This window comes from Polymorphospora sp. NPDC050346 (assembly GCF_040655695.1).
GTDB classification, from domain to species: Bacteria; Actinomycetota; Actinomycetes; order Mycobacteriales; family Micromonosporaceae; genus Polymorphospora; species Polymorphospora lycopeni.
Window position 1 is genome coordinate 234,626 of record NZ_JBFAKM010000008.1, and the last position, 17,120, is coordinate 251,745.

The 17,120-nt window shown below is 70.4% G+C and carries 13 protein-coding genes; 6 read left to right on the forward strand and 7 right to left on the reverse strand.

The annotated features are described in order from the left end of the window. Nucleotides 1-215 precede the first annotated feature (215 nt). The 3 genes from AB0I42_RS11525 (at nt 216) to AB0I42_RS11535 (ending at nt 7,209) form a co-directional block, all read left to right on the forward strand. On the forward strand, nt 216-3,500 hold the full coding sequence (locus AB0I42_RS11525) for a DUF2961 domain-containing protein (protein ID WP_357536398.1): 3,285 nt from the start codon (nt 216-218) through the stop codon (nt 3,498-3,500). A gap of 119 nt (nt 3,501-3,619) precedes the next feature. Further along, complete coding sequence (locus AB0I42_RS11530; protein WP_357536454.1) at nt 3,620-5,113, forward strand: VCBS repeat domain-containing M23 family metallopeptidase; 1,494 nt, start codon at nt 3,620-3,622, stop codon at nt 5,111-5,113. A gap of 14 nt (nt 5,114-5,127) precedes the next feature. Next, nucleotides 5,128-7,209 (forward strand): N-acetylmuramoyl-L-alanine amidase, encoded by a 2,082-nt coding sequence (locus AB0I42_RS11535; RefSeq protein WP_357536400.1) that lies wholly within the window; start codon nt 5,128-5,130, stop codon nt 7,207-7,209. A gap of 51 nt (nt 7,210-7,260) precedes the next feature. On the opposite strand, the gene AB0I42_RS11540 is transcribed toward AB0I42_RS11535, so the two are convergent. The 4 genes from AB0I42_RS11540 to AB0I42_RS11555 form a co-directional block, all read right to left on the reverse strand. Continuing rightward, nucleotides 7,261-8,052, reverse strand: a complete 792-nt coding sequence (locus tag AB0I42_RS11540; protein ID WP_357536402.1) for an APH(3'') family aminoglycoside O-phosphotransferase — start codon at nt 8,050-8,052, stop codon at nt 7,261-7,263. Continuing rightward, nucleotides 8,049-8,702 (reverse strand): hypothetical protein, encoded by a 654-nt coding sequence (locus AB0I42_RS11545; protein ID WP_357536404.1) that lies wholly within the window; start codon nt 8,700-8,702, stop codon nt 8,049-8,051. The genes AB0I42_RS11540 and AB0I42_RS11545 overlap by 4 nt, the downstream gene beginning before the upstream one ends. Next, nucleotides 8,699-9,199 (reverse strand): MarR family transcriptional regulator, encoded by a 501-nt coding sequence (locus AB0I42_RS11550; protein ID WP_357536405.1) that lies wholly within the window; start codon nt 9,197-9,199, stop codon nt 8,699-8,701. Before AB0I42_RS11550 ends, AB0I42_RS11545 begins: the two co-directional genes overlap by 4 nt. Before the next feature lie 160 nt (nt 9,200-9,359). After that, nucleotides 9,360-11,000 (reverse strand): discoidin domain-containing protein, encoded by a 1,641-nt coding sequence (locus AB0I42_RS11555; RefSeq protein ID WP_357536407.1) that lies wholly within the window; start codon nt 10,998-11,000, stop codon nt 9,360-9,362. Between the two features lie 266 nt (nt 11,001-11,266). Here AB0I42_RS11555 and AB0I42_RS11560 point away from each other — a divergent pair, with 266 nt between their 5' ends. After that, the gene (locus AB0I42_RS11560; RefSeq protein ID WP_357536409.1) at nt 11,267-12,607 is read left to right on the forward strand and encodes a helix-turn-helix domain-containing protein; all 1,341 of its coding nucleotides are present in this window, start codon (nt 11,267-11,269) and stop codon (nt 12,605-12,607) included. Here the strand turns inward: AB0I42_RS11560 and uppS are convergent. Then, nucleotides 12,595-13,371, reverse strand: coding sequence for a polyprenyl diphosphate synthase (uppS, locus tag AB0I42_RS11565; RefSeq protein ID WP_357536411.1), 777 nt, complete (start codon nt 13,369-13,371; stop codon nt 12,595-12,597). The two genes, AB0I42_RS11560 and uppS, sit on opposite strands and share 13 nt — an antisense overlap. A gap of 380 nt (nt 13,372-13,751) precedes the next feature. On the opposite strand from uppS, the gene AB0I42_RS11570 reads away from it, so the two are divergent. Next, nucleotides 13,752-14,360, forward strand: a complete 609-nt coding sequence (locus tag AB0I42_RS11570) for a hypothetical protein (protein WP_357536413.1) — start codon at nt 13,752-13,754, stop codon at nt 14,358-14,360. Nucleotides 14,361-14,429: 69 nt separating this feature from the next. On the opposite strand, the gene AB0I42_RS11575 is transcribed toward AB0I42_RS11570, so the two are convergent. Both AB0I42_RS11575 and AB0I42_RS11580 read right to left on the reverse strand, forming a co-directional pair. Next, on the reverse strand, nt 14,430-14,600 hold the full coding sequence (locus AB0I42_RS11575; RefSeq protein WP_357536415.1) for a hypothetical protein: 171 nt from the start codon (nt 14,598-14,600) through the stop codon (nt 14,430-14,432). Between the two features lie 242 nt (nt 14,601-14,842). Next, nucleotides 14,843-16,300: a serine hydrolase domain-containing protein gene (locus AB0I42_RS11580; protein ID WP_357536417.1), complete on the reverse strand. Its 1,458-nt coding sequence runs from the start codon at nt 16,298-16,300 to the stop codon at nt 14,843-14,845. Nucleotides 16,301-16,370: 70 nt separating this feature from the next. Between AB0I42_RS11580 and AB0I42_RS11585 the strand changes: the two genes are divergently transcribed. Beyond that, nucleotides 16,371-16,997: a TetR/AcrR family transcriptional regulator gene (locus tag AB0I42_RS11585; RefSeq protein WP_357536418.1), complete on the forward strand. Its 627-nt coding sequence runs from the start codon at nt 16,371-16,373 to the stop codon at nt 16,995-16,997. The last annotated feature ends 123 nt before the right edge of the window (nt 16,998-17,120 follow it).

The window sequence follows — 17,120 nt, forward strand, 5'->3', positions numbered from 1 at the left end:
CCATCAATCAAATGAGATCAATCGATGTGATGGCGGAACCCGCGATGGGCCCCGCTGGTCGCCGGGTGGCGGTTTTCGCACGTCATGGCCATGGTGGGTGCGGTCGTTTGGAGCTAAGTTTCGGCCAGTCGTTGCAGACAGTCAACTATTGACATGTATCGAAGTCCGGGGTTGACTGCGCACACTGATCCGTGCCCGGCAGTTCGGGGGCCATCATGAGCGTCCACACGATCCGACGAGCCGTCATCGCCGCCGCGTTGGCCGTGTCCCTGCCGGCGACCGTCGCCGCCGTCGCCGTCGCCGTACCCGCGACCGCCGGGCCCACGTCGCCCACTGCCGTCGTCACGACCGCCGCCCGCGGGCCGGTCGGCTGGGACGTCTACCGCCGGCTCGACCAGCTTCCACACCTCGCCGCCGGCACCCGTACGAAGCAGTTCTCCAGCTTCGCCCGCGACGGCTCCAACGACGACGGATTCAGCGGCGCCCACTCCTGCCTGCGTACGGCCGGCGGCTGCGTCATCGCCGAGGACCGCGGCGCCGGTGAGATCCAGTCGATCTGGTTCACCCGCGACGAGGGCAACGTGACCGCGACCGGGTGGATCCGGATCGAGTTCGACGGCGTCACCGTCGTCGACACCGGCCTGCAGCGCCTGGTCGACGGCGGCCTCGGCGCCCCGTTCGTCTTCCCGCTGGTCACCAACGCCGACCAGACCTCCGGCGGGGTGACGGTCAAGGTGCCGATGCCCTACCGCCGGTCGATGCGGATCACCACCCAGCACAATCCCCTCTTCCACCACGTCACCTACCGCACCTTCGCCGACGCCACCGGCATCAGCACCTTCGACCCGACCGACCCGGCGACCGACGTGGTGAACCTGCTGCGCGCCGCCGGCACCCGCGACCCGAAGCCGGCCCAGCCCGGCGCCGCCACCACGGCCACCACCGTGTCGGTGCCCTCCGGCGGCCAGGCGACCCTGGCCACCCTCACCGGCCCACGGGCGATCACGGCACTGCGGCTACGGGTGCCGGACGCCGCCGCCACCGATCCACTGCTGACCGGGCTGCGACTGCGGATCACCTTCGACGGCCGGACCACCGTCGACTCGCCGATCGCCGAGTTCTTCGGCGCCGGACTCGGTGAACGGCACGTCCGGTCCCTGATGTTCGCCATGGACACCGCACCCGGCGGCTGGTACAGCACCTGGTGGCCGATGCCGTTCCGCACCGGCGCGACCGTCACCGTCACCAACCCCACCGGCATCCCGGTCACCGGCCTGCAGGCCGAGGTCACCTCCGCACCCGGTGCACAATGGACCGCTGCCCTGGCGGCCGGCGGCGACTCCGGCCACTTCACCACCCAGTCCCGGCGTGGCGCCGCCGTCGCCGGCCGCGACTGGACGCTCGCCGACCAGGCTGGCCGGGGTCGCTTCGTCGGTGTCACCCAGACCATGCGCGGCCACATCCCCGCCGGCAACACCCGCAACTACCTGGAGGGCGACGAGCGGGTGTACGTCGACGGCGCCGCCACACCCCAGATCTACGGCACCGGCACCGAGGACTTCTACGAGTCCGGCTGGTATTTCAACCGCGGTGTCTACAGCGGCGTCTTCACCGGCAACACCGCGCACAATGTGCGCTCCGGCGGCTGTGGCGACGAATGCGACGTCGCCTACCGGCTGATGATCGGCGACGCGGTGTCGTACGCGACCAGCCTACGGTTCGGCATCGAGCACGGCCCGGCCAACGACATGCCGGCCGACTACGGCTCGACGGCCTACCTCTACACCCAGCCGACCGTCGCCGCGGCCCGGACCGACACCCTCGTCGTCGGCGACCCGGCCAGCCGCACCGCCCACGCCTACGGCGACGGGGCCGCGAACCAGTACCCGCTCACCGCCACCTTCGAGGGCGACGACGACAACGTCGGCGTCGACGGCCAGGTCCGCGCCGGCACCGCCGCGATCAGCTTCCGGCTCGCCGTCGACCCCGCCAACCAGGGCGTACGGCTGCGTCGTACCGGGGACCAGCGGGTCGCCGGCCAGCAGGCGGCGGTCGCCGTCGACGGCGTACCGGTCGGGGTGTGGCTGCAGGCGACCGGCAACACGTTCCAGCGCTGGCTGACCGACGAGTTCCCGCTGCCGGCGTCGGTGACGGCCGGGAAGTCGACGGTCACCGTCACCCTCACCCCGGCCGCCGGCCAGCCGGCGTGGACAGCCAGCCGCTACACCGCGCACAGCCTCGTGCCGCCGTACGCCGACACGCAGCCGCCCGGTCCGGTCGGCAGCATCGCGACGACCGGCGGGCGTACCCACGCTCTGGCCCTGACCTGGGCCGAGGCGACCGACAACGCCGGCGTGGCCGGCTACCGGATCTACGGCTCGCGCACCCCGGGGGTGCCGGTGAACCCGGCGAACCTGGTCGGCACCAGCGGCACCACGACGTTCCGGCACGGGCCGCTGCCGGCCGGGCAGCGCTGGCACTACCGGGTCGTCGCGTTCGACGCCGCCGGCAACACCGGCCCGGCCTCGGCCGAGGTCTCCGCCACCACCCGGGCCCGCAACACCAGCGACGTCGACGGCGACGGCCGCGACGACGCCGTGGCCTTCACCCGGGGTACGGCGGCGGACGTCTTCACCGCCCGGTCCACCGGGCAGGCGTTCGGTCCGGCCGCCCAGTGGCACGACTTCTTCGCGATCGACGCCGAGATCCCGCTGACCGGCGACGTCGACGGTGACGGCCGCGCGGACATCGTCACGTTCACCCGTGGTGCGGCGGCGGACGTGTACGTGGCGCTGTCGACCGGTTCCGGGTTCGGTCCGGGCGTGAAGTGGCACGACTTCTTCGCGGTCGGCACCGAGATCCCGGCGGTCGGTGATGTGAACGGTGACGGTCGGGCCGACATCGTCACGTTCACCCGTGGTGCGGGGGCCGACGTGTACGTGGCGCTGTCGACCGGTTCCGGCTTCGGTCCCGGCGTGAAGTGGCACGACAACTTCGCGGTCGGCACCGAGACCCCCGTCGTCGGCGACGTGGACGGCGACGGCCGCGACGACGTCGTCACCTTCACCGGCGGTACGGCCGCCGACGTCTACGTGTCGCTCTCCGACGGCAACCGCTTCGTGCAGGACGGCTGGAAGTGGCACGACAACCTCGCCGCCGGCACCGCGCTGCCCGCCCTCGCCGACGTCGACGGCGACGGCCGCGACGACGTCGTCACCTTCACCCGCGGCGCGGCCGCCGACGTGTACGTCGCCCGCTCCACCGGCTCGGGCTTCGGAGCCGCTGCGAGGTGGCACGACACCTTCGCGGTCGGCACCGAGGCGCCCGGTGTCGGTGACTTCGACGGCGACGGCCGGGCCGACGTCGTCACGTTCACCCGGGGCACGGCCGCCGACGTCTACGTGTCGCTCTCCGACGGGTCCCGCTTCGTGCAGAACGCCTGGAAGTGGCATGACCAGTTGGCCGCCGGCAGCCAACTGCCCCGGCCGAGCGTGCCCTGACCCTTCGCGCCTGCCCAGACCCTCCGCCTACGGTGGGCCGCCCACGCGCCGACCCACCGTCTCGACAGAGCCGTTCGCCGAGTGCGCCGGCCGGAAGGAGCCGCATGTCCCGCCGATCCATGACCAATTTGCTCCGCGTCCTCGTCGCGTCGGCCGTCGCCGCGGTGGCGATCGTGGTCGCGCCCGCCGTCGCGTACGCGGCACCGAACTTCAAGGCACCGTTCCCGTGCGGGCAGCGGTGGACGTACAGCCACCACAGCGCCGAGGTACGTCTCGCCCTGGACTTCGTACGCGCCGACGGCGGCGTCACCAACAACACCCCGCAGGTGGCGTCCGCCGACGGCGTCGCCCGGCACCACTCGCAGCCGAACGGGGCCGGCAACTACATCGTCATCGACCACGGTGGCGGCTGGACGACGTACTACTTCCACCTGAACGCGTTCTCGGTGCCCAACGGCGCCTTCGTCCGGCAGGGGCAGCAGATCGGACTGACCGGCAGCACCGGCAACTCGTCCGGCGCGCACGTCCACTACGAGCAGCTACTCAACGGGGTGGGCCAGACCATCCGGATCAACGGGGTGTCGCTGGCGCCGTACCCCGGCTCCTATCACCAGCGCTACCTCACCAGCGACAACTGCGGCCAGTCTCCGTCGGGGGCGCGGCCGATGGGTGGTTCGCCGACGGACTTCACCGGTGACGGCCGTGACGACATCGTGGCGTTCACGCACGGGTCGTTGGCCGACGTGTACGTCTCGACCTCGACGGGTTCGGGTTTCGCGGGTACGTCGGTGAAGTGGAACGACTTCTTCGGCCTGTCGGGTGAGACGACGCTGACCGGTGATTTCAACGGCGACGGACGCGACGACATCGTCACCTTCACCCACGGGACCCTGGCCGACGTGCATGTGGCCCTGTCGACCGGGTCGGCGTTCGCGGGTGCGACGAAGTGGCACGACTGGTTCGCACCCGGCGGGGAGGTTGCCGCGGTGGGGGACTTCAACGGGGACGGCCGCGACGACATCGTGACGTTCACGAGGGGTTCGACGAACGACGTGTTCGTGGCGTTGTCGAACGGTTCGAGCTTCGTCGGCACCGAGCAGAAGTGGCACGACTTCTTCGGTCTGAACGGCGAGTTCCCGGCGGTCGGTGACGTCAACGGCGACGGACGCGACGACATCATCGTCTTCACCCAGGGACCCAACACCCTCGCCGACGTCTACGTCGCCCTGTCCACCGGCTCCGGGTTCGGCGCCAGCCAGAAATGGCACGACCTGTTCGCCGTCGGCAACGAACAGCCGAGGATCGGCGACATCAACGGCGACGGACGCGACGACATCGTCACCTTCACCTGCGACGCCAACGCCGACGTCTACGCCGCCACCTCCACCGGTACCGGCTTCGCCGGCACCACCGTGAAGTGGCACGACTTCTTCTGCATCGCCGGAGAGTTCCCCTACCTGGGCGACTTCAACGGCGACGGCAAAGACGACATCGTCGTCTTCACCAAGGGCACCACCAACGACGTACACGTCGCACTTTCCACCGGCACCACCTTCGGCCCCGCCGCCAAATGGCACGACTTCTTCGGCCTCAACGGCGAAACCACGCTCTAGACAGGAGCACCACGATGACCGTTTCCGCCATCCGGCGGCGGCGCCGGACCGCCGCGTTGCTGGGCGCGGCACTTGCCGGCAGTCTCCTGCTCGGCACCGCGCCCGCGTCCGCCGCACCAGCCGGCACCGCACACTGGCTCGACAACGCGTTCGGCGCCGCCGCCGCCCGCCACGACGTACCACGTGACCTGCTCGTCGCCGTCGGGTACGGCGAGAGCCGGCTCGACCAGCACGACGGCAAACCCAGCTCCGCCAACGGCTACGGGATGATGCACCTGGTCAGCAACCCGACCAGCCGCACTCTCGAACGGGCCGCCGAACTGACCGGCCAGCCGGTGGAACGACTGAAGGCCGCCGTGCCGGCGAACATCGACGGTGCCGCCGCCGTGCTGCGCTCGTACGCCGACGAACTGGGGCTGACCGGCGCGGACCGGGACCGGCTCGGGGCCTGGTATCCGGTCGTGGCCCGCTACTCCGGTGCCCGGGAGGACGCGACCGCGCGGTTCTACGCCGACCATGTCTACGAACTGCTCCGGCAGGGCATCAGCGGATACGCCAGCACCGGCCACCACGTCAGCGTGCCCGCCCAGCGGGTCCGGCCCGAGCTGGGCCGGCACGAGGCCGGCGCGGCGGGGGAGCGGCAGGTGACCCCACTGGCGTTGCCCGAATACCCGCCGGCCCGCTGGGTCGCCGCCCACCCGAGCAACTACGCGCCCGGCCGCTCGCAGCGGGTCACCACGATCGTCGTGCACGTGACCCAGGGCTCGTACGCCGGCACCATCAGCTGGTTCCAGAACCCGTCGTCGAGCGTCAGCGCGCACTACGTGGTGAAGTCGAGCAACGGTGAGATCACGCAGATGGTGCGCGACGGCGACACCGCCTACCACGCCCGGTCGGCCAATCCGTCGAGCATCGGCATCGAGCACGAGGGGTTCGTCGACAATCCGGCCTGGTTCACCGAAGCCATGTACCGCTCGTCGGCGGCGCTGACCCGGCACCTGGCCGACAAGTTCGGCCTGCCGAAGACCCGGGCGGCGATCAAGGGCCACCACGAGATCCCCGGCAACACCCACACCGACCCGGGCCCGCACTGGAACTGGAACCACTACATCGCGCTGGTCAACTCCGGCCCGTCGGGAGCGCGGCCGATGGGTGGTTCGCCGACGGACTTCACCGGTGACGGACGCGACGACATCGTCACCTTCACCCACGGATCACTCGCCGACGTGTACGTCTCGACCTCGACGGGTTCGGGTTTCGCGGGTACGTCGGTGAAGTGGAACGACTTCTTCGGCCTGTCCGGTGAGACGACGCTGACCGGCGACTTCAACGGCGACGGACGCGACGACATCGTCACGTTCACGCACGGGACCCTGGCCGATGTGCACGTGGCCCTGTCGACCGGGGCGGCGTTCGCGGGTGCGACGAAGTGGCACGACTGGTTCGCACCCGGCGGGGAGGTTGCCGCGGTGGGGGACTTCAACGGGGACGGGCGCGACGACATCGCGACCTTCACCCGGGGCACCACGAACGACGTCTATGTCGCCCTGTCCAACGGATCGGCCTTCATCGGCACCGAACAGAAGTGGCACGACTTCTTCGGTCTGAACGGCGAGTTCCCGGCGGTCGGTGACGTCAACGGCGACGGACGCGACGACATCATCGTCTTCACCCAAGGGCCGAACACCCTCGCCGACGTGTATGTCGCGTTGTCGAACGGCTCCGGCTTCGGTGCGTCCGCGAAGTGGCACGACCTGTTCGCCGTCGGCAACGAGCAGCCGAGGATCGGCGACATCAACGGCGACGGCAGGGACGACATCGTCACCTTCACCTGCGACGGCAACGCCGACGTCTACGCCGCCACGTCCACCGGCAGCAGCTTCGCCGGCACCACGGTGAAGTGGCACGACTTCTTCTGCATCGCCGGGGAGTTCCCGTATCTGGGCGACTTCAACGGCGACGGCAAAGACGACATCGTCGTGTTCACCAAGGGCACCACCAACGACGTACACGTCGCACTCTCCACCGGCACCACCTTCGGCCCCGCCGCCAAATGGCACGACTTCTTCGGCCTCAACGGCGAAACCACGCTGTAGGCGATCAGGCGGGGGCGGCTCTCAGCCGCCCCCGCCCGTTGTCGTCCGGCGTCAGCCCCAGGTCAGCGGATCGAGGCTGAGGTAGAAGTGCAGCCGTTCGGGGTCGGGGTCGATGCCGTACCGGGCGGCGAACGCCCGCTCGGCCGCCCGGGCCTGGTCGTTCCCGGTCCACGTCTCCCGCGCGTTGGCGAACAGCAGGGCGATGTCGGCGTGGCGGTCGGCCCGCCCGAGCCGGCCGAGGTCGATGAATCCGGTGACCCGCGAGGCGTCTGGATCGACCATGATGTTGGGCAGGCACAGGTCGCCGTGGCAGACGACGGTGTCGTCGACCTCCTGCTCCAGGCGGCGGTCGATCTGCGGTTCGAGGCGGGCGAGGAGTTCGCCGGGTGGGGTGGCCTGCTGCTCCTCGGGCAGGAAGTCGGGGTTGACCGCGTCGCGGGCGACGACGTCCCGGGCGGTGTCGAACATGCCGGCGAGGGCGCGGGTGAAGGGGCACCGGTCCGCGGGCAGGTCGTGCAACCGGCGTACGGCGTCGGCGATCGACGCCCAGGCCCGATCGAGTCGGGCGGCCGACAGCTGATCGGCGGGCACCCCGGGCACGGCGCTCGTCACCAGGTACGCCCCGGACCCGTCGGCCCACCAGTCGAGCACCTCGGGGCCGGGAACGCCGTTGGCGCTCAGCCATCCGACCCGGTCGCGCTCGGCTTCCAGGGCGGCCCGCAGCGGGTACGGCACGCACTTGGCGAAGCGGGAACCGTCGGCGTCGCGGAAGACCGCGGCGCCGGACTCGCCGCCGGTGACGGGCCGCCAGCCGTCGCCGGGTGGGGCCGGGAGGGCGTTCACCGGCTGCCGACGATCGTCATGTGCTCGCGCGCCCGGGCGATGAGCGCGTCCGGGTCGTCGGCGTAGAACCGCAGTTCGTCGACCGGGCCGCGGGGCCCTCTCGGCACCGACAGCGCCATCGGCTCGCGCAGCACCAGGTCGATGTTGGTCTGCCCACCGGTGCCGACCAGCAGATGCACCCGGTCGCCGGTCTCCTCGACCTCGACGGTCCGGCTGCTGCTGACCAGCGTCCGGCGCCGGCCCCGGATCTCGGCAACCGCCGACCAGGGGATCGAGACGTCCACCGAGTGTCCGTACCGGACCCGGATGCCGGCGGCGTCGGTCACGTGCGGGTGCACGCGTACGGTACCCAGCATCCCGAACATCCAGATCAGTCCCCACGCGCCGAGCATCAGCGCGGCGATCCGCAGCGGCGGCCAGGGCAGGAAGTGGGCGAGCAGGAGGTCGAGCAGCGGGATCTCGACCGCCGACACGACGATGAACACCACGATTATCGGAGTCACCACGCCGGCGTAGCCGAACGCCCGCGCGTCGTCGGCGAGCGTGGGCCGTCGGCGTGAGATCCAGCGGAAGAGGCTGCGCCACATCCCGGCCTCGGCGGCGAGGGCCCGACGCAGCAGGGTGGGCTGGCGGCCGTGGGTGGTGGTCATCGGTCCTCCTCGGTGGTCGTGGGGATGTCCCCGGCGCCGGCTGCCGGGGCGGGGTCGACGCCGTGGACGCGCAACCTGTCCAGCAGTTCGCCGAAGCCGGCGACCAGGCAGTCCAGCCGCTTGTCGGGCATCCCGGCGAAGAGCAGGTCGGCGAACTCGCGCTGGCCACGGACGAGCGCGTCGGCGGTCTCGGTGCCGTGCGCGGTGAACGTCACGAGGGTCGCCCGGCGGTCGGTCGGGTGCGGTTCGCGGGTGACGAAGCCGGTGGCGGCGAGCCCGTCGACCAGGCCGGTGACCGTACGCGGGCTGACGGCCAGCGCCTCGGCGAGGTCGCGCTGGGTCGTGGGGCCGCGCTGGGCGAGCACCCACATGACGTGGGCCCGGGAGTCGGTGAGGCCGTCGCGGGCCAGGCTGCGGTTCATGTCGTCGTTGATCACGACGACCAGTTCCAGCAACAGGTTCAGTGCCGCGCCGTGCCGGTCCGTCACATCACTCATGTCGCCGTTCCCACTCATGTTGCCGTTCCCACTCATGTCGTCGTTCCACTCATGTCGCTGCCCTCATAATGAGCCTGCCTGATAGTGAGTGTAGCTCACCATGTGCGCGACGAAACCCCGGCGGGAGCCGTCCCGCCGGGGTTTGTCGTTCCGGTACGGACTACACCGGGTAGACCTCGAACTCGTTCACCCGTACGTAGCCGGGCTGATGGGTGGGGCCGTGCTTACCCAGCAGCCTGACCAGGCGGGTGGTGCGTTGGCCGAACGTGACCGTCCGGACCAGTTGGGTGTTGCCGGTGACCTGCGCGACGGTGATGAACGTGATGCCGTTCCAGACCTGGATGTCGAAGTCCCTGATCGGATAGCCCTGGCTGGTGTAGACCACGACCCGGCTCACCGCCTTGTTCACCCCGAAGTCGACCTGCACCCACTCCGGTGTCAGCGGGGGATAGGTGCCCCCGGCATTCGCCCAGCTGTGGAGGCCGCCGAGCGTGGTGTTCGTCGAGCCGTCGTTGATCCGGTTCACCGAGTAGTCGTAGTAGGTGCTCGACGCCGAGACGGTGCCGCTGCGGGCGAGGTTGTCGTGGCCGGTCCCGCCGTCACCACCCACGCTGCACACACCGAAGTCGACCAGGCCGGTGCTGTACTGCAGGTAGGTCGACTCGTTGTTCCAGACCGGTGCGTCACCGGCCGGGTCGTCACGGGACTGGAAGGCCAGCGTGACCGAGCCGATCACCTTGATGTTGAGGGTGATGTTGATGTTCGGGCCGCCGTCGACCTCGACCCACTGGTAGCCCCAGACCGGGCCGTACGCGGCGTAGTCCCAGGTGGTCAGGAAGTGGTCGGGGTACTGCCAACCCGTGATGTGCTTCTTCTTGATCTTTCCGAAGTAGATGGTCTTCACGTGCGCCCCGCCCTGGGCGACGACGATCAGCTTCATCTCCAGCTTGCCCTCGAAGAGCCCGCCGAGCGAACTGGGGCTCGGCACCTTGAACCGGTGCAGGTATTCCTGGCCCCGGTTGTTGCGCAGCCCGGTCGGGTTGCAGGCGGCCTGCGTCCCCGCGCCGGCACCGGTCGCGCCGGCGTCGGCCCCGGCCACCGGTCCGACGCCGCCGTCCGACGCCTCCTCGGCCGGCGGCGTCCACGAGGCGACCGTCGTGCCGCCGCCGGTGTCCACGACCTCGTTGACCGACAGCACCCAGACCTCGTTGGTCTCGGCGTACGCCTCGGTCAGCGGGGTCGGCAGGGTGACCACCTGCCCGTTCTGGAGTTGGTGGCCGGGCGTGGAAGTGGCCGTCTGATCGGCCGGCGCGACCGCCACGGTCGGCGTACTCGCCGGTGGCACCCATTCGTCCAGGTTCGGGATGTAGATCTGTGGCGGGTAGGCGAAGCCCGAGATGTTCTGGAACTGTGCGACACCATTCTTGAGGTGCAGCCAGTTCTGGTCCTGCGGGTGCACGATAAACGATTCCTCGGCCTCGCTGATCACGCTCGAGAGCAGCGCGTTCGTGTCGCCGTCGAACTGTCGGCCGGCGATGTCGCGGATCAGCACCTGGAGCATCGTGTTCTGCGCGGCGGTCAGCAGGGGGAGGATCAGCGCCTGTAGCCGGGCCTCGATCATGGCGTCGACCGACGATGCCGCAGTTTCGGTCGGTTTGCCCTGCTTGCTCGGCACTCCGGCGTGTGCCGGCCCGGCGACCAGTGCAAGACAGAGGGCCGCGGCGACGGGAAGCGCCAGGCGGCGCAGCAGGCCGGACCGGGATCCACCTCTCCTGCCGGGTACGACGATGGGCGGGTTCACGGGCTTCCTCCTTTTGGGCGCCGATAGACGCCCTGATCCGAAAAGTGCGAACACGCCGACGCTGAAAAGTCGGGCGGCAACGGGACTTGCCCAACGCGAGGAAATGCGCACCTTGATCGACCGACCCGTTGTTGGAAGCCCCGTCGCAGATACCGATGATTGCGGTAACCGAGAATTCACACCACGAATCCTGAACTTCGTTGAACATTGTCGAACGGCTATGTAATCTCAGGCCACTCGACACCTCCCGACGGATGAGGCGCCAAATGGCGGTCAACCCCTATCTGGTCTCGGCCGAACGCACCGACCTGTCCGACCTGGCCCGGCTCCTCCGCCAACTCCGCCGCCGGCACGCCCGACAGCATGGCGACTCCGAACTCACCTACCGCGAACTCGCCGCCCGGACCGGGTGGTCCATCGGCACCATCGCCGGATACTTCGGCGGGCGTACCCTGCCCCCGACCAACCGGCTCGACGTCCTCGCCGCCCTCCTGGAGGCCAGCCCCACCGAACAGGGCGTGCTCGCCACCGCCCGCGACCGCGCACAGGAGGACCGGCGTCCCAACACACCGGCACCGGGCGCCGGCCGGTGGCCCGTGCCCCGCCAGCTCCCCGGCGAGAACTTCCGCTTCGTCGGCCGCGACACCGAACTCGCCGCCCTCGACGCCCTGCTCGACCGTTCCGGTCCACCCGCGGCCGTCGCGGTGCTGCTCACCGGCACTACCGGAGCCGGCAAGAGCACCCTCGCCGTCAACTGGGCGCACCGGGTCGCCGGCCGCTTCCCGCACGGCCAGTTGCACGTCAACCTCGGCGGCCTCGACCCCGACGGGCCGCCGGTCACCCCCGCCCGCGTCGTCCGCGACATCGCCGCCGCCTTCGGCGTACCCGGCGACCAGATCCCGGCCAGCCCCGACGCCCGGACCGGCCTCTACCGCAGCCTGCTCGCCCGCCGCCGGGTGCTCATGGTCCTCGACAACGCCCGCGACGCCGACCAGGTTCGCCCGCTGCTGCCCGGCTCACCCGGCTGCCTCACCATCATCACCAGCCGCCACCAACTCACCAGCCTCGTCGCCCTCGACGGCGTCCACCACCTCGTCGTCGACCTGCCCACCACCGACGACGCCCGGCAACTGCTCGCCCACCGGATCGGCCCCGCACGGGCCGCCGCCGAACCCGCCGTCGTCGACGAACTCGTCCGGCACTGCGCCCGCCTGCCGCTGGCCATGGTGGTCGTCGCCGCCCGCGCCAACGCCCGCCCCAACTTCCCGCTGGCCGTACTCGCGGAAGAACTGCGGCTCGCGCCCGGCAGCCTCGACCTCTTCAGCGGCGACGACGCACCCGCCGACCTACGGGTGGCGTTCGCCGGCTCCTACCGGCACCTCACACCGGCGGCCGCGACCCTGTTCCGGCGCGTCGGCGCCTACCACGAACCGGACGTCGACGCGGACGGCGCCGCCCGCCTCACCGGAACGTCGACGGCCGACGCGCGGCGGGCCCTCGCCGAACTCACCCGCGCCCACCTGCTCACCGAACACCGGCCCGGCCGCTACACCTGCCACGACCTGCTGCGCGCCTTCGCCCGCGAGATCAGCCGCTATGCGCCGTAGCGACGGTTGCGGGCCGCGTACGAGCGCAGCGCCCGCAGGAAGTCGACCTGCCGGAACCCGGGCCAGTAGACGTCACAGAAGTAGAGCTCCGAGTACGCCGCCTGCCAGAGCAGGAAGCCGGACATCCGCTGCTCACCGCTGGTGCGGATGATGAGGTCGGGATCGGGCTGGCCACTGGTGTAAAGGTGCGCGGCGATGTCGTCGGCGGTCAGCCGCCCGGCCAACTCGTCGATGTCGGTGCCGTCCCGGGCCTCCTTGTCCAACAGGGACCGGATGGCGTCGACGACCTCGTCCCGCCCGTCATACCCGACCGCGACGGTGAGGTGGAAGTCGGTGTCCCGGTCCCGGGTCTCCTCCTCGGCCAGCTTCAGCGCATGCCGGGTCGAGTCGGGCAGCCCGTCGAGCCGGCCCGCCAGGTGGACCTGCCAGCGGCTCGAACCCCGTACCAGCCGCTCCGCCACGACCTGTTCGATCATCTCCAGGAGGAACCGGATCTCGTCCGACTGGCGCTTGCGCAGGTTGTCGGTCGACGCGACGAAGATCGTGACGTGTTCGATCCCGGCGGTCGCGCACCAGCCCAGGACCTCCTCGACGTGCTCCGCGCCGTACCGGTGGCCGACGCTGGGGTTGTCGTAGCCCATCTGCCGGGCCCACCGGCGGTTGCCGTCCATCACCATCGCCACGTGCCGCGGCATGGGGCTGTCGCCGAGACTGGCCTGGAGGCGGCGGGCGTACAGCTTGTACAGCATGTCCCGGATTTTCACCCGGACAAACTACAAGACCGGCGAGCGCTGTTCTGTCCGGTTGCCGGCGCCCCGGTCAATGGCAAGATCCGGACATCCGGACATCCGGGCGGTTCGTGGGTCGTTGGTGACGTGATCGGCCGGCGGTCGGTGGAATGGTCGGTGGGTCGGGGTCGTTGTGCATGACCGCCGCCGAGGTAGCAGCCGGCGGCGTCGGTTTCCCGGTGCGGGCCGGAATGGCCCGGGCCGCCGGTGCGTTACACCCGGTCCGGACGTGAGCAGCACCCCCGCGCCGCGTCCGTGAAGGTTTTGCCCCGCGTGAGAGGCATGCGTGAGGGCGGCAGCCCGAACACCCCCCGTTCGGTTGCCACCATCCCCCTCGAACAAAGGACACCCCGATCATGACTGTCTTCGCCACGTACACCCGCAAGGCCCTGCTCGCCACCGCCGGCATCGCCATGGCCGCCGGCCTCGCCGGCCCGACCAGCGCCGCCCTGGCCGCCGACCCCACCCCCACGCAGGCCGTTACGGTCGCACAGGCCGTGACAGAGCAGGCCGACAAGCCGACCACCGAACAGCTGATGCCGAACGGTGTCCCGGGCAACCAGTCCAGCTTCACCCCGAACACCGAGCAGCTCGACAACGCCCGCAAGATCATCGACGCGGGCAAGGACCTCAACCTGCCGCCGCGCGCCTGGACCATCGCGATCGCGACCGCGTTGCAGGAGTCGAAGCTGGAGAACCTCGGCCACCTCGGCGACCGTAACGACCACGACTCCCAGGGCCTGTTCCAACAGCGCCCGTCCAGCGGCTGGGGCAGCGTGGAACAGATCACCGACCCCGACTACTCCGCCAAGGCGTTCTACAAGGGCCTGGCCCAGGTCGACGGCTGGGAAGACATGCCCCTGACCGTCGCCGCCCAGACCGTACAGGTCTCGGCCTACCCCGACCACTACGCCCAGTGGGAGAAGATGGCCGCCGACATCATCACCGACACCACCAACAAGTAAGAAGACACACCACGACGTGGGCGCCTCCCTGTTCAGGGAGGCGCCCACGTTCGCATATCCGCACGGCCCTCATTGCTCGCCACTCACGATCTCGGTCTCCCCGTCGTGCGTGTAGGTGACCGGCAGGTGCTCGTCCGGTTGCGGCGCCTGCGCCAGTTTGTGGTGCGGGTCGCCGTCCGGAGAGAAGAGCACGTCATCGGTCTTCGGATCCTTCTCCTGGCTTTCCTCCGGCGCTGTCATGTGCCCCCCTTCGGTCCGGGCGGCCTGGAACCGGCCCCGGCAGGTGTTATCCCCACTCCAGACGGAATCAACATCCCGATCGTCCGACGGGGATGACGCGGCCGGTGGCGCCCGAACCGTCCGCGACGGCCGGCCCGTCCCCGGTACGGTCACCGCCGCGCTCGGCCTGTCCGCCAGCCGTCGCCGTGGCCAGGTCGGGACCCCGGTCTCCTGAACCGCGCCGGTGGCCCGATTCCGCCTACTCACGAGGGATGACCGGTGGGGACGTGTCTCAGCCACAGTGTCAGGTGCGTACCTAGGGTCAGCGCACAGGCGACGAGAACGGCGATGATGCCGATCGCCATGTCGGGTGCCCACAGCATGACCTCGCGCAGGCCGGCGCCGAACTGCCGGGGCAGTATCCAGCCGGCCGCGACCGCCGACAGCAGCGCCGCGCCGCACCAGACGGAGGTCCGCAGGACGGACCTCGGGCCCTTCCGCAGTGCGGTACGCACCAGCAGCGCGACGACGACGGCGGCCAGCCCGAGCAGGACCCACGGCCCGTACGCGAGCAGGGGGTCTGCGCCGACGTCGTGTGGCGTCCCACCCTGGAGCAGGCGTACGACGTTGAAGGCGGCCTCGTACTGCTGGACGTCGCGGGCCATGCTGTGCGCGTTGTGCAGCACGATGACGGCAAGGTCCTGTTCGGGTACGAGGACGAGTGAACTCATGTATCCGGCGGTGGCGCCGGAGTGGTGCACGGTCCGGACGCCGTCGAGGTCGCGGGTGCGCCATCCGTAGCCGTACGAGCCGCTGGACGTCTCGACCCTGCCCTCGTGGGTGCGGGCCGTCGCCTCGGCCGACAGCACTTCGGTGCCGGCGAAGGTTCCGCCGTTCAACTGGGCGATCGCGAAGTTCGTCAGGTCGGTGAGGCTGCCGCCGAGATATCCGTACGGGACGCCGGATTCGTCGTATTCGGTGTCGAACCTCCACGCCCGGTCGAAGGTCAGCCGGTGACCGGGTGGGATGTGTTCGCGTGCGGTGGCCTCGTCGACGACGGCATCCCGCATCCGCAGCGGCTCCAGGACGTGCTGGCGCAGATAGTCCGCGTACGACGATCCGGAGACCTTCTCGACGAGCGCGCCGAGCACCATGTAGTTCGCCGAGCTGTAACGGAAGGCGCCGCCGGGTGGGCCGGCGGGTTCGGCGTCGGCGAGGGCACGCGCGGCGCGCTCGACGGCACCGTCGGCGTTGTCGAAGCGGTCGGCGAACCGCACCCCGTCCGGTGCGCTGATGCCGCTGGTGTGGGTCAGCAGGTGTTCGGTCGTGATCCGGTCGCTGACCTCCCTGTCTGCCAGGCGGAACCACGGAAGCGTGTCGACGACCGGGGCGTCGACGTCGAGCCGGCCGGCCTCGACGAGTTGGGCGACGGCGAGGCCGGCGAACGGTTTGGCGACCGAGCCGAGCAGGAACGCGGTGCGGGGTGTCACGGGTGCGCCGTCGCCGTCGGTGCCGAAGGTGCCCTGGGCGACGACGCTGTCGTCCCGTACGACCGCGTAGGCGAGTCCGGGTGAGCCGACCGATTCACGGTGCCGTTGCAGGTAGTCGTGGACGGTGTCGGTCGGAGCCGCGGCGGCGGGCGGGGTGACCAGCGCGGTGACGGACAGAACGGTGACGGACAGGGCGACGACGGCGGCCGACCGGAGTGACGAGGGGCGCATCGGAGACTCCATCACAATATTGCCGTACGGTTTACGGGGACGTTATACCGTATGGCTGTATGATTCAACCGTGCCCCGGATCGTGGATCATGCAGAGCGTCGCGGCCAGATCGCCGATGCCGTCGAGCGGCTGATCGCCGCCGAGAGTCTCGACAGCGTCACGGTCGCCCGCACCGCCGAAGAGGCGGGGATCTCTGTCGGCCTGGTCCAGCACTACTTCGCCAGCAAAGACGAGATGCTCCTGGAGTCGTTCCGCCGGATCCGCAACCGCATCGAGGCCAGGGTCGCGGCCCGCCGGCTACGATCCGAGCGCGCCGGCGCCCGGATCGAACGGATGCTGCTCGACGGGGTCGCCGAACTGATGCCGCTCGACCCGGCCCGGCGCAGCGAAGGCCGGGTGACACTGGCGTTCACGGCACGCTCGTTCAGCAACCCGGCCCTTGCCGACGTGCTGCGGTCGAGCAACGCCAACCTGCGCGCGCAGATCGAGCAGGCGCTGCGTAACGCGCTGGCGTGCGGGGAGCTTCCGGAACCCGTCGGCTACGAGATGGAGGCGGCCAGGTTGCTCGCCTTCGTCGACGGTCTGGTCCTGCACTGCCACACCGGCCAGCGACCGCTGTCGGCCCGCGCCGCGCACGCGATGGTCGCCGCCGAGTTGGCCCGGCTCCTGCCGGGGCCGTGCGACCGGTCGGCGTGACCGGCGTCGTGCGGATACGCGAACGTGGGCGCCTCCCTGAACAGGGAGGCGCCCACGTCGGGGGGGGGGGTGGGAGGTGTTGGGGGTGTCGGTGATGGTGTCGGCGGCCATCTTCTGCCACGG

Excerpts from the sequence above, each read along its gene's own strand:
- AB0I42_RS11535 (WP_357536400.1), top strand. The coding sequence starts at position 5,128 with ATGACCGTTTCCGCCATCCGGCGGCGGCGCCGGACCGCCGCGTTGCTG.
- AB0I42_RS11560 (WP_357536409.1), top strand. The coding sequence starts at position 11,267 with ATGGCGGTCAACCCCTATCTGGTCTCGGCCGAACGCACCGACCTGTCC.
- AB0I42_RS11570 (WP_357536413.1), top strand. The coding sequence starts at position 13,752 with ATGACTGTCTTCGCCACGTACACCCGCAAGGCCCTGCTCGCCACCGCC.
- AB0I42_RS11545 (WP_357536404.1), bottom strand. The coding sequence starts at position 8,702 with ATGACCACCACCCACGGCCGCCAGCCCACCCTGCTGCGTCGGGCCCTC.
- AB0I42_RS11525 (WP_357536398.1), top strand. The coding sequence starts at position 216 with ATGAGCGTCCACACGATCCGACGAGCCGTCATCGCCGCCGCGTTGGCC.
- AB0I42_RS11530 (WP_357536454.1), top strand. The coding sequence starts at position 3,620 with ATGACCAATTTGCTCCGCGTCCTCGTCGCGTCGGCCGTCGCCGCGGTG.
- AB0I42_RS11550 (WP_357536405.1), bottom strand. The coding sequence starts at position 9,199 with ATGAGTGATGTGACGGACCGGCACGGCGCGGCACTGAACCTGTTGCTG.
- AB0I42_RS11575 (WP_357536415.1), bottom strand. The coding sequence starts at position 14,600 with ATGACAGCGCCGGAGGAAAGCCAGGAGAAGGATCCGAAGACCGATGAC.
- AB0I42_RS11580 (WP_357536417.1), bottom strand. The coding sequence starts at position 16,300 with ATGCGCCCCTCGTCACTCCGGTCGGCCGCCGTCGTCGCCCTGTCCGTC.